This window comes from Prevotella sp. HMSC077E09, from assembly GCF_001814685.1.
GTDB lineage: Bacteria > Bacteroidota > Bacteroidia > Bacteroidales > Bacteroidaceae > Prevotella > Prevotella oris.
Window position 1 is genome coordinate 1 of the sequence record NZ_KV817545.1, and the last position, 11642, is coordinate 11642.

The window sequence follows — 11642 nt, forward strand, 5'->3', positions numbered from 1 at the left end:
CATTTGGTAGTTGAAACTACCAGATGTTAAAAACAGGCTAACAATCTTTACAAAATGCGCAGGGTATCGGCAGTTTTTCATCTCGCATGTTTTGATATCATAAGCCCTACAATGCCTGCCGTCGGCATTTCATTCCTATAATTTTAGCCATGCTTCTGCAGCCGGTGAGGGCTTTCGGTCATTGGCATACCATTGGTGGGGGGCTATCGTGATGCCATCGTTTGCCGTAGAGAGCCATGCACCCCACCATGAGAATGAGGAGTTGGCAATGATGTGGTGCTTGCAAAACGTCATGAGTTGCATGTCGCGATAGCTTTCTTTGCCGTGGTTCCAATCCACATAGTGCGTGCGTCGCCCGTCACATAGCGGTTCGATATGCGTCTTGCACCATGCGATGTCGTTGGAGAAGATGAGATAACAATAGGGATCTGCCATTTGATTGAGTCGTGAAATGGCCCGCTGATAATAGGCGATGTCGCAGGTGTTCTGAAACAAAGGCTCTTTCAAGTAATCACCTCTTCTGACATGAAGAGAGGCAAAACGGCCTTCTTTCAGCATGTTTTCAACCTTTCGGTTGCTGTCACCAACGAGCGGTGTGAACTTGAAGGCTTCGATAATCTCTGTGCGGAAGGCTTTGAAATAGCGCTCATCCTGCCAGTAACCATCATAGTATAGGCTGCCTTCAAGGTTCAACAAATCACTTTGAAAACGGCAATCTGCCGACTCACATACCATGGTCTTGCGCTTGGGAAGCAGTCGGCTGCCCACCCTCCAAAGCTGATAATGCGGATAAGGCCAGGACAATTGTGCCACTTCTTTCAGCGATGCTGCCTTAAATCTGTGGCCGAAGATTTCGTCAAGTTGGTAGCCTTGGTGCTTATGATAGCCGTTGAAGCCATGCAGGTCGAGTTTGATTTCCTCGTCTTTCCATTTCTTTTGCAGTGCGACAGCTAATGCATATTGAAACATTTGGTTGCCAAGTCCGCCTATAATCTTAATGATTTTCATCTTCGGAAGTATTTGAGTGTTTGGATTATTCGGTAGAAAAGCAGGTTTAATTTGATAGAAAACGTGCAATAGGGAAGTCCATATATGGTTCTTATGTCTTTCTTTAGGGCTTGCAAAACGTTTATTTCTAACGATATTTGGCCTTGATGTCCGTGCTGAGAACCTACATATAAATCGTTAATATAAGTGACTTTTTTTCGTGAAAGGCATCTGAAATACCACTCAACATCGACCAACCACGACAGTTCTGCATTGAAATTCTGTAGGCAGGAGTGCCGGAATGCAACACAGGCACACGGCCCTATCACATTGAAAGCAAATAACATTGCGGGATGTCGGAGTATCCATGACTTCGCTTTCTTAGTGAAAAAGCGTTTTTTCTGCTTTTGGTTTATCGTGACTGAAATGTTGCTTATCACAATGTCTGCACCCGTATCGAATTTGTTTTTCAGGCATGCAAGATGATTATTACTTTGAAAATACTCATCATGGTGCATCAATATGACATATTCTCCGGTAGCAAATCCGAGTCCGTAGTTCCAGTTTTCAGCTGCATTATGAGTCGATATGTGGTGCATGTATAATAGGTTTTCATGTGAAAAGCTATTGCATAGTGAGGCAATCTCATCATTGACAGAATCATCGGAAATAATGATTTGCACCGTCACTCCTTGTTGCTTCAGCACGGAAGTGATTGCATTTCTTGCCAAATCAGGGTGATTATATGTGGGGATGATTATGGAAAAGTCTGTCATTTCTTTATAAAACAAGTTAGATATAGCGTCAGGCAAACTGATTTAATGGCATAGGAAATGAGCACAGCCAAGGCTAATCCTGTTGCTGCCATGCCCTTATCAACGAGCCACAAGGCTGAAACTATCATAATAATTGCCCAACCTAAGTTGAGAAAGAAACATGCCCACATCTTGTCTTTACTGTAAATTGACATTTCAATAATATTGGAATAGGCAGAGAATATGGTGGAAATGGCAAGATAAAGCAGAGGCATTTTATCGGTGAACCCCTTGCCGTAGAGATTCATAATTGGCTCTCCAAACAGCAGCACGGCAAGCACTATCATCAGTGAAGCCACAACAATAATTGCAATGTTAACATAGAGAATGCGGTGGAACTTCCTGTCATCTCCCAAGCTGCTTGAAAGGATTGGAAGCACAATCTGACTGATTGAAGTCGGGATAAAAAGTATCATGACCTTCCATTGGTCGGCAGCTTCAAAGAGCGCAAGGCTGTCATAGCCATTCTCTTTGACCAAAATGGTGCGAATACACCAAAAGGCAGGCGTCACAGTCAGTGCTGAAAGGGTTGCCGGAATACTGTAATTCAGTAATAATTTGTAGTCTGTTGGGGATTTGATAGCAGTTGTCTGGCAATTCTTATCATCGGGAAATATATGGCGAATAGATATTTTATTGGCAATATAAAGGCCTATCACGCCAATTCCAAAGCCTAAGATAGCCCCATTTAATCCCCAAAGAAGTGCCCCGATAATCATGAAAACAGCTTCGAGAAGACTTCCAATCAGCGTATTCTTTGCAATGGCCTTGAAAGCTTCCATACCCGACAGAATGCCGTTCTGTACGCCATAAAGGATGGAAAAGAACAGCAATAAACTCGCAATTTGTATCTCTTGGGTGAGCGATTCCTCGTGAAGTCCATAGGAAGCTATCTGTTTTGAGAATATCAGGCAGCCCATAGTTATGACGAAACCAGTTGCCATGGCAAAGCGATATGTCAGTCTGCTGATGGAAAGCATACGTGGAATATCGGTTTGACGGAGTTGAGAAATAAACTTCGTTGCAGTCACTCCAAAACCTGATGCGCCCAATACAATGAAGATATTTATCGTTGAACGAATCATTCCAAACTGTCCGAATAGCTCCTTACCCAATATTCTTGCACACACAATTCCAGCTATCAACACACATAGTTTGCCGATTGCTGTGCCGGTGAATGACCAGAAAGCACCGCCCATGATACGTCGGGCAATGTCGGAATGGCGTAGAGTTGAGACGAGTTTCTTCAATATTTATTTCTGTGGGTAAAGGTGATAATAATGATAATGACTGCTGAAATCGTAAGTTTTATAAGGGATGATATGCAGCCATTCTGGGCGATATACGTTGACAATCAATAGTTTTGAAATGAAAGCAAGGCTCACAATAATTCCTGCCGTCTGTTTGATAAATCGGTTTCTTCTTACAGGTTGCGCTCTTTTTTCAATGAGTTGTGGATAAGTATAGCGCAAGAATGTAATTATGATGATAGGATAAAGATAGTCATTGATGCGTGAAAAGGCATAAAAAACAGGTAAAATGACGCTGACACTAAGGGCAAGCAAATAAACGCTGTAAATGTTTCTGTCGAACGAAGTAACCTGTTCCTTTTTATAAAGAAAGTAGCTTACGGACACAATTAAGAAGAGCATGAATGCTTCTATGACACCGATGATTGAGAAAGTATCCTTTTGTATAGCAAGCTTATAGTAAGGGTTGTTGTGCAATCCGAATGCTGCAAGCAACTTAAAAATAAACAGAGCCATGATGACCGCACCGCCTAAGATGAGCAGGGTGTGACTCTTTGTAGGTTTAATTAACTTGAAAACAGGGAGAAGCAATAGTACAAGAGCAGACGAATGGAATGAGGATGCAAGCAGGATAAGCATACAATATCTTACGTTATGCCCTTTTTCTAAGTACTTGCAATAAGCTATGTAGAATATAATAATAGCAAATGACTGCCTGATAATGCAGTAGTGCATGAAGAATACGTAGCTGATCAGCATGAAAAAGCATACCATAGCGACACTCTTTGCTTTCTTTTGAATGAACCAAAGATTACCGATAGTGATGATTAACGACGAAAAGAGAATGATCGTATAAGGGTCTTTAGAAACATACTTGATGAGAAAATGCACCAAAACTTGGAAGCCATATTCAAATTTATCCATGAAATGGAATGTGAATATAGACTCATTCAGATAGCTTGTATATAGAGCTTTCCCATAATAATAGCCGTAATAATGCGGTGTGTCGTTGAGAACGGTGATGTCACGGAAGCCGAAAAAACCGAATAGTAGGCAGAAACAAAGTACGATTTCAAATAGTTTTCTCGTGCCTGCATTCTTGAAAATGCGGGAAACAAGCGCCACGATGACGAATGAAAAGAAATAAAGTACGATGATCAGCATAATCGTTTGCAGGCTTTAAGCTTCTTCTTGAAGCATGCATTCAACGTTCATTTTTGCGAATATCCAGCCTAAAGGCAATATGAGTCCTATCAGTAAAGCGCCAAAGATGATTGCAATGGCATTGGGTTTCACGGGTTTCAACCCACCCATGGGTGGGGAGAGAATACGCGTCTTGTAGGGGGTGAATGCCTGGGAGAGGATGTTTTCTTCTCTTTTTTGGAGCATGAAGATATATAGTTGCTCTTCAATTTTCTGCTGACGTTCGGCAGATAAGAGGAACTTTGCCTGCACGGGACTGGCTTTCACGCGTGCATCATTCTCGCCTTTCAGCCCACCATAGTTGGCAATCTGGATGTCAGCCTGTCGGATAGTGTTGCTTAATGCAGCCTTGATAGACGCCCGAAGATTGGCCAATTGCTTCTCCATGCCTTGCACAATGTTGTTTCCCGTGTTGCTGTTCTCAGCAATTCGGTTACGTTCCAATTGCAGTTTGTTGTATTCTTCAATTTGGGTGGACAGCACTTTGTCGTTGCTCAGCAGGTTCACGGGCAGCGTCTGATTGGCATTGGAATGATTGTTGAGGAACCGTTCCACATCGTATGCCGCTTCTCTTTGACCGCGCAAAGTGGCCAATTCGCTGCTCATCTTCGTGGAATTTTCCATGGCAAGCTTCGTTGTTTCGGTGACATCGGGCAGGTTGTGCTGCGACTTATAGGTGGTTATCGTGTTTTCAGCCTTTCCCAATTCGGCCGTTATCTCGGCTATTCTGTTGTCGATGAAACGGGTAGTTGTGGTGTTCAACGTGTTCTCATCAGCCATCCACTTCTCATTATACACCTTGATAATCATGTTCAGAATGTCTTCTGCCCTTTCTGGAACAGCGTCTTGATAAGTCAAATCAATGACAGAACCCAACTCTTCTGTAATTCCGGCCTCGAGTTTCTTGAGGATATTGTCAACCATGTTGATTGCTGCCACCTTGTTTAATTGTATTGTTTCGTCCTCTTTACCGGTGTAGGCAGCTGTCGGAGTGATTGCAATGAGCCCGATAGGAGAATGGAACACGCTGTTCACTTTGCCTTGATACTCCTGTTCAAAGGTTTCTTTTCCCTTTTTAAGTTTATAGATTTTGACGTTCCCCTCTTTGAGTTCAATCTTCATTCCGACTTCATCATTGGGTTTGAGTCCGTTGATAAACACTTTGACAGGCAGTGTCTCGCCATACAAAGGCAGTTTACGCAGGCAAGGACGAGTCGTGTAATTGTAATCTAAATGCAGGCGATTGACCACCTCCATGATATTGGCCGGCGTCTTCATGGCAATGAGTTCGTTGCTCACATTGGACGATCCGCCGAACAATCCCCCCATGCCTTGAATCATACTAAGCCCTGCTGTGAGTTTCGAACTGGGGCTGACGTCCTCCTTTATCATTATCTGTGCGGAGCGTTCATACATGGGGTTCTTCATCAAGAGATAGCCTGTTGCCAACAAGAGGCAGCCAAGAACCGAGCCCATCAACCATTTGCGGTTGACTGAAATCCTGTGAAAATAATCCTTAAATGTAATTCCTGAGGCAGCTATAGAAGTCGTTGTTTGCATCATTCTTATTATTTAAACACCAAAACGGCAATGGTTGTGAGCAGTGAAGCAATGGAAACCCAAAACGAGGTAGACTGTAACGTGTTGCCATTCAGGGTGGCCTGACGCTGTCGGGTCTTATTCGCCGGCACGTAAACAATATCATTCTGTTGCAGATAATAGGCCGGAGACTGCATCGTTTCCTGGGCCGAAGCGAGGTTTAATACGTATATCTTGGTCTCGTCTCCTTGCCTTCTGACCACTCTTACACTGTCTCTCTTGCCGTAAATTGTCATGTCGCCGGCCTTTCCCATGGCTTCATAGATGTTGATGTTGTCATTGTCTATGGAGATTGTTCCAGGCTTGTTCACCTCTCCCAAGACTGATATTTTGAGGTTGGTGAAGTCAAGTGTCACAACGGCATCCTTTGTTCCGTATTCTGAAATCAATCGGTTTTTAATCGTTTCTGCAGCTTGGTTGCGTGTAAGTCCTGCCAAATGAATGGCTCCCAACATCGGGAAATCAATCTCTCCCCTATTGTTTACCGTGTAAGTCAACACATTCTGCATGTTGGGAAGCGATATATTGAAGTGTTGAGTGAGCACATCATCCTTGCTTTTTACAAAGATTGCGAGGCGGTCGCCCTGCTGAACAGTGATTTCATCAGGGGCGTTTCTGATGACGTTATGGTTGGAACTGTCTTCCATATAATTGATGTTCTTGGGCGTAGAGCATGATGCAATCAGCATCATCAGGCTTGCCAGAAACATGATTTCTTTTGTTTTCCTTGTCATAAATGTTATAGATGTATTGCTTATATATAACTCTTTTTTCGTTGCTTTATTGTTAACAAGACAGAAATACTGCCCAAGTAAGGTGACTATGGACTGCATTTCGTCTGTTGTTATCAGGATGCAAAGGTAGTTATTTTCTTCGAATTATCCCGATTTGCAGGCTGTTTTCATAAACGGAGGAAAGCTACTTTCGGTGAAATTACGGTGTAATGATATAAATGTTTTCCATGATTCTATAACACGTTTATATTCAAATCGTGTAACTTTGCACTTGGATAAAACAATTAAAACTATAAGGTTATGGCAACAAAGACTTTTAAAGTGAATGGTATGAAGTGTGTACATTGCAAGGCAAATGTAGAGAATGCAATCCAAAGTTTAGTGGGAGTGCAGCATGCCGAGGCTAATCTTGAGGCCAAGAATGTGAGCGTTGATTTCGATGAAAGCCGTGTAAAGGAGGCTGATATCAAAGCGGCGGTTGAGGGAGCAGGCCGTTATGAACTGCAGATTTAATTGATTTCGTGATGAAAAAGACTATTCCTGTCGTTGGCATGGCATGCTCGGCATGTTCTGCCAACGTTGAAAAGAAACTCAATTCTTTAGAGGGTGTGCATGCCGCCTCAGTGTCGTTGCTTAGCCGTTCGGCACTTGTAGACTTCGATCCTGCCGTTATCTCGCTCGACGACATGAAGCGCGAAATCAACAATATCGGCTATGATCTCGTGACAGAAACCGACAGAAGTGCGATTGAGATTGAGCAAAGCGCCTACGTGTTACTGCGTCGTAAAGTTCTGTTTTCATGGATTTTTGCGTTGCTTGTAATGGCAATTTCGATGCATTGGATTGTTTTGGGAAACCGCGATATGGGCAATCAGGTGTCGCTGTTGCTGGCATTTGCCAACCTCATTTATTGTGGACGATCGTTCTATCTGACAGCATTCAAACAGCTCAGACATGGTGCAGCCAACATGGATACATTAGTGGCTTTGTCGACAGGGATAAGCTTCTTATTCAGTGTTTTCAATACTTTTTGGGGCGAAAGCGTGTGGGGAAGCCGTGGCATTGCATGGCACACCTATTACGATGCAAGCGTGATGATTATCACGTTTGTGCTTACGGGTCGCCTTTTGGAAGAGAAAGCAAAGGATGCTACGGCTTCTTCTATCCGCCAGTTAATGGGACTTCAGCCCAAGACGGCACGCATTGTGCAAGACGGAAAGATAGAAGAAGTGCCCATTTCGACCATAGAATGTGGTGATGTTCTTGAGGTTCGGGCCGGTGACAAGATACCCGTTGACGGCGAAGTTGTGTCGGCAGAGAGTTTCATGAAGACCGATGCAGCTTATATTGACGAGAGTATGATTACAGGAGAACCTACTCCTTGCGAGAAAGTTAAAGGCAGCAAGGTGCTTGCCGGAACGATACCAAGCCAAGGAAAACTGCGCATGAAAGCTCTTCAGATAGGTGAAGATACGGCTTTGGCACACATCATTCAAATGGTTCAGGAAGCACAAGGAAGCAAGGCTCCTGTACAGAGAATTGTCGACAAGGTGGCTTTGGTTTTCGTACCGGTAGTGGCATGTGTGGCTGTTGTCACCTTTTTATTATGGTGGATTATCGGTGGAAACACAGCGTTGCCACAAGCCATATTATCGGCCATTGCAGTGCTCGTGATAGCCTGCCCTTGCGCCATGGGGCTCGCTACGCCTACGGCTTTAATGGTCGGTATCGGTAAGGCTGCGCAGGAAAAAGTGCTCATCAAGGATGCCACGGCATTGGAACGCATGCGCAAAGTCGATGCTGTAGTGATTGACAAGACGGGTACTTTGACTATTCCCAATCAAGAAATTGACTTCACGAAAGCCGACAATCTGCCCTTAGAAGCACGCGAAACGCTGAAGCCTCATGCAGCGGAAGCGATGCAGGAGCTGCAGAATGCGGGCATAGAAGTGCACATGATGAGCGGTGATAAGGAAGAAGCTGCCCGCTATTGGGCCGAGAAAGCCGGCATCAAACATTATAGGAGTAAAGTGCTTCCACAGGATAAAGAGAACCTTGTTCGTGAGCTTCAGCAACGCGGAAAGACTGTAGCCATGGTGGGAGATGGCATCAATGACACGCAGGCTTTGGCTTTAGCCGACGTCAGTATCGCTATCGGTCGCGGCACAGATGTAGCCATGGATGTGGCTCAAGTGACGCTCATGGGCGACGATCTAAGGTCTGTTCCCAAGGCCATTCAATTGAGTCGGCGCACCGTAAAGATGATAGCAGAAAACCTCTTTTGGGCCTTTATATACAACATTGTGTGCCTGCCTTTGGCCGCAGGTGTGCTCTATCTTTTCGGAATTAGCTTCCAGATAACGCCTATGTGGGCAAGTGCTTTAATGGCATTCTCAAGTGTAAGCGTCGTATTGAACAGCTTACGGCTGAAACTAATGGCTTAATAATGCGGGGTTGGATAGTTGTATTGGTCGAAATATTGGAAGCCCTGACGATGATACCACACGCCTTCGACATTCAATTGAATGCTGAACGACGGGTTGAAATTATATTTCACAGCAGCTCCAATGACGTCGGCGCCGGGCATTCCTATGCCTGATGCCATCGGATAATACATGCCGAAGCGCCCCGGATAGCCGTAGCCCATGTAGCCATAGCGGTTATAAAAGCTGCCATAATTGCTGGCAATGCTCTTCTGTCCGTATATCCAAGCTTCCCAATGTTCGTTGAAACGATAGCCAAGAGCAGCGTAGAGTGCGCCGTCGCGATAGGAATCTCCGCCCCAGTTGATGTTCTGAAGATAGCCACCGGCAGCCAACCAGAGTTTGTTGTCCTTGGATAAAGGAGCCAGATAGGTGGCACTAAGACGTTGAGCCAGACCGCCATGATGAGGCAGGTTCTTGCCGAAAGTGGCGAAAGCCGATAGGTCTACCGACACATTGAGCCCTTTGTGGAGTCCCCACCCATAATCATATAAATAAGGTGAGAGCACACTTGGGGCCGCAACCTCTTTCTGCCGGTCTTGTAAAAGCTCGGTTCTGACCGATTCACCCGTATAGACATAACTTGTCGTATCGGTATAAACCGTATCGCCGGGAAGCAGCCATCCCTTGCGGGGAGCATCGAAACTGTGGAGCGGTCCCTCGTGGATTTGCGTCTGAGCCTGTGCAGAAAGTGCACCGACCAGTGCCATAATGATAATCTTTATCCTTTTCATTGCGACAAAGATACAAAATGAAAGCAGAATGTGAGCATTCAGTTAGAACTTTTTATTATAACATTTTTAAAAACAACGGCTAACCTTAAATAAACTGAAATAATTTTGTTGTTCTTTTGATTTGCTATAATTTTGTGATGAATAACAAAAGAAGAGAGCTTATGAAAAAGATGAATTCCATGGTGATGGCTATGGCCTTGCTGACAATGGCCTTGCCTATGAACGCACAAACGAACAAGAATAAACAGCAGGAATCGCTGGTCAAGAAAGTCACTACGATTTGGAATAATGCGAAGAAACAGGTGAAACAGACAGGGAAAGATATCGGAGAGAAAATCGGTTTCGATGATATGGCTGCAAAAGAGCAGGATACTGACTTGATAGAAGTAGACGGAATGAAGTATATGCCGATATATAATTTCGACTTGTTTGTGAACAGTCATACCACGGAGGATGCCGAGTTGGTGCGTCTTTCGCGTGAAACTTTCATGAAGAAATATCCTAATGCCGAGATTATGTATGCCGTTGTACCTCAGCAAGACTGGCTCCATACGGCCTTACGTGACGGTTCTAAGGTGACAGGCTATCGTCGGCGTGCCTATTGTTTCGTAGTAGCTAAGGATGGTTCTGACGGCTATCTCAATGCTCGTTTCCTTTTTTCTGCAGAGCGTGTGGCAGGTGGTGAGTATGTGAAAAGCAACAGTTGGCCACGTTGGGAGCGTACGGATGTCATACCAAGTCATGTTTATCCAAAACTGATTAAATAACAATGAATTTCTTTAAAAAGCTATTTGGGAGCAGTGTTTCACCTTCAGAAGAGGAGCAGAAAGAGGCAGAAGGCAAGGAATTTGACGTGTTGAAATATGACGGCATGCGTGCTTTCAAAACGGGAGAAACGGCATTTGCCATTGAATGTTTCCGTCATGCATTGCGTTTGCAGGAAGACCTTGAGGTGAGAGACTATCTCTCTCAAGCCCTCATTCAAAGCAATGAGCTGCTGAAAGCCTATGATGAACTGCAGAAACTTGCCGATGCAGAGCCTGACAATATCCAAATTGTTATCCGCATGGCACACGTGGCTTATATGATGGAAAACTACACCGTGATGGGTGATGCGTGTGAACGTGGAAAACTTCTCGACAAGGATAATGTGGATATCAATTATCTTTATGCGCGTGCCTGCTTGGGTATGGGCGACCTTGTCAATACGATTGCCATGCTCACAAAGACTATCTCGCTTGATGAAGACTATGTTTCGGCTTATCAGTTGCGGGGAGAAACATTGCTGAAAATGGGCGATGTGGAAGGTGCCGATGCGGATGTGGCATGGCTTTTGAACCATGATGAGACCAACGAAGATGCGTTGTTACTGAAGGCCCGCATAGAGGAAGCGCAGCAACATCATGCCTCTGCCATGGAGTTTTATGGTAAGGTGATAGCACAAAATCCTTTCAATGTGGATGCGTTTCGTGAGCGTGGTGCCATCAGATTGGCACAAGGTGACAAACAAGGTGCTGAGGAAGATATGAAGCAGATGCTTGAATTAAGTCCGGAAATGCAGCAGGAAGTCAGCGGAGACTACTCTAATTAATGCATAATTTTTAATGTTGAATGAGGAATGTTGAATGTGGAGTGCATTTAATGTGTAGTGTGTAATTTATAGTTCTGGCTTAATTTGCATTACAATTCATTGTTCATTCGTCATATAAAAGCGTGATTTTTTATTGTGATTAAGAGGGAGCTGTGGCTTGGAAAGCCACAGCACAGTAGTGATTGCCCCGCAAGTCAGCTCTCCCCTCCTTAGGAGAGGTAGGGAGAGGCTCCGCAAGTTCAAGCC

11 protein-coding genes are annotated in these 11642 nt (G+C 44.4%); 4 read left to right on the top strand and 7 right to left on the bottom strand.

The window, feature by feature from the left end; all coding sequences use genetic code 11:
• Positions 1–135: 135 nt before the first annotated feature.
• From HMPREF2983_RS05610 to HMPREF2983_RS05635, 6 genes are read right to left on the bottom strand one after another with little or no spacing between them, the layout of a single operon-like run.
• Positions 136–1008, bottom strand: coding sequence for an alpha-1,2-fucosyltransferase (locus HMPREF2983_RS05610; protein WP_070667315.1), 873 nt, complete (start codon positions 1006–1008; stop codon positions 136–138).
• Positions 1005–1763, bottom strand: coding sequence for a glycosyltransferase family 2 protein (locus tag HMPREF2983_RS05615; RefSeq protein WP_070667316.1), 759 nt, complete (start codon positions 1761–1763; stop codon positions 1005–1007). Before HMPREF2983_RS05615 ends, HMPREF2983_RS05610 begins: the two co-directional genes overlap by 4 nt.
• Positions 1760–3052, bottom strand: a complete 1293-nt coding sequence (locus HMPREF2983_RS05620) for an oligosaccharide flippase family protein (RefSeq protein ID WP_246829356.1) — start codon at positions 3050–3052, stop codon at positions 1760–1762. The genes HMPREF2983_RS05615 and HMPREF2983_RS05620 overlap by 4 nt, the downstream gene beginning before the upstream one ends.
• 3 nt (positions 3053–3055) lie before the next feature.
• The gene (locus HMPREF2983_RS05625) at positions 3056–4216 is read right to left on the bottom strand and encodes an EpsG family protein (RefSeq protein ID WP_070667318.1); all 1161 of its coding nucleotides are present in this window, start codon (positions 4214–4216) and stop codon (positions 3056–3058) included.
• Between the two features lie 15 nt (positions 4217–4231).
• The gene (locus HMPREF2983_RS05630) at positions 4232–5815 is read right to left on the bottom strand and encodes a GumC family protein (protein ID WP_070667322.1); all 1584 of its coding nucleotides are present in this window, start codon (positions 5813–5815) and stop codon (positions 4232–4234) included.
• A gap of 8 nt (positions 5816–5823) precedes the next feature.
• Complete coding sequence (locus tag HMPREF2983_RS05635) at positions 5824–6588, bottom strand: polysaccharide biosynthesis/export family protein (RefSeq protein WP_070667323.1); 765 nt, start codon at positions 6586–6588, stop codon at positions 5824–5826.
• A 300-nt stretch (positions 6589–6888) separates the two neighbouring features.
• On the opposite strand from HMPREF2983_RS05635, the gene HMPREF2983_RS05640 reads away from it, so the two are divergent.
• Both HMPREF2983_RS05640 and HMPREF2983_RS05645 read left to right on the top strand, forming a co-directional pair.
• Positions 6889–7101 (top strand): heavy-metal-associated domain-containing protein, encoded by a 213-nt coding sequence (locus tag HMPREF2983_RS05640; protein ID WP_004374347.1) that lies wholly within the window; start codon positions 6889–6891, stop codon positions 7099–7101.
• A gap of 11 nt (positions 7102–7112) precedes the next feature.
• Positions 7113–9032 carry a heavy metal translocating P-type ATPase gene (locus HMPREF2983_RS05645; RefSeq protein WP_070667319.1) on the top strand — a complete coding sequence of 640 codons (1920 nt, stop codon included), beginning with the start codon at positions 7113–7115 and terminating at the stop codon, positions 9030–9032.
• On the opposite strand, the gene HMPREF2983_RS05650 is transcribed toward HMPREF2983_RS05645, so the two are convergent.
• A complete protein-coding gene (locus HMPREF2983_RS05650) occupies positions 9029–9805 on the bottom strand; it encodes a hypothetical protein (protein WP_070667320.1) in 777 nt (258 codons plus the stop codon). The genes HMPREF2983_RS05645 and HMPREF2983_RS05650 overlap by 4 nt on opposite strands.
• Positions 9806–9942: 137 nt before the next feature.
• On the opposite strand from HMPREF2983_RS05650, the gene HMPREF2983_RS05655 reads away from it, so the two are divergent.
• The gene (locus HMPREF2983_RS05655; RefSeq protein ID WP_083316702.1) at positions 9943–10572 is read left to right on the top strand and encodes a Tat pathway signal sequence; all 630 of its coding nucleotides are present in this window, start codon (positions 9943–9945) and stop codon (positions 10570–10572) included.
• 2 nt (positions 10573–10574) lie between these two features.
• Positions 10575–11396 carry a tetratricopeptide repeat protein gene (locus HMPREF2983_RS05660; RefSeq protein ID WP_070667321.1) on the top strand — a complete coding sequence of 274 codons (822 nt, stop codon included), beginning with the start codon at positions 10575–10577 and terminating at the stop codon, positions 11394–11396.
• Positions 11397–11642 lie beyond the last annotated feature (246 nt).

Bases quoted from the DNA above. Each gene is read 5' to 3' on its own strand.
- HMPREF2983_RS05630 (WP_070667322.1), bottom strand. From the start codon at position 5,815: ATGCAAACAACGACTTCTATAGCTGCCTCAGGAATTACATTTAAGGAT.
- HMPREF2983_RS05640 (WP_004374347.1), top strand. From the start codon at position 6,889: ATGGCAACAAAGACTTTTAAAGTGAATGGTATGAAGTGTGTACATTGC.
- HMPREF2983_RS05635 (WP_070667323.1), bottom strand. From the start codon at position 6,588: ATGACAAGGAAAACAAAAGAAATCATGTTTCTGGCAAGCCTGATGATG.
- HMPREF2983_RS05660 (WP_070667321.1), top strand. From the start codon at position 10,575: ATGAATTTCTTTAAAAAGCTATTTGGGAGCAGTGTTTCACCTTCAGAA.
- HMPREF2983_RS05615 (WP_070667316.1), bottom strand. From the start codon at position 1,763: ATGACAGACTTTTCCATAATCATCCCCACATATAATCACCCTGATTTG.
- HMPREF2983_RS05655 (WP_083316702.1), top strand. From the start codon at position 9,943: ATGAATAACAAAAGAAGAGAGCTTATGAAAAAGATGAATTCCATGGTG.
- HMPREF2983_RS05625 (WP_070667318.1), bottom strand. From the start codon at position 4,216: ATGCTGATCATCGTACTTTATTTCTTTTCATTCGTCATCGTGGCGCTT.
- HMPREF2983_RS05610 (WP_070667315.1), bottom strand. From the start codon at position 1,008: ATGAAAATCATTAAGATTATAGGCGGACTTGGCAACCAAATGTTTCAA.
- HMPREF2983_RS05650 (WP_070667320.1), bottom strand. From the start codon at position 9,805: ATGAAAAGGATAAAGATTATCATTATGGCACTGGTCGGTGCACTTTCT.
- HMPREF2983_RS05645 (WP_070667319.1), top strand. From the start codon at position 7,113: ATGAAAAAGACTATTCCTGTCGTTGGCATGGCATGCTCGGCATGTTCT.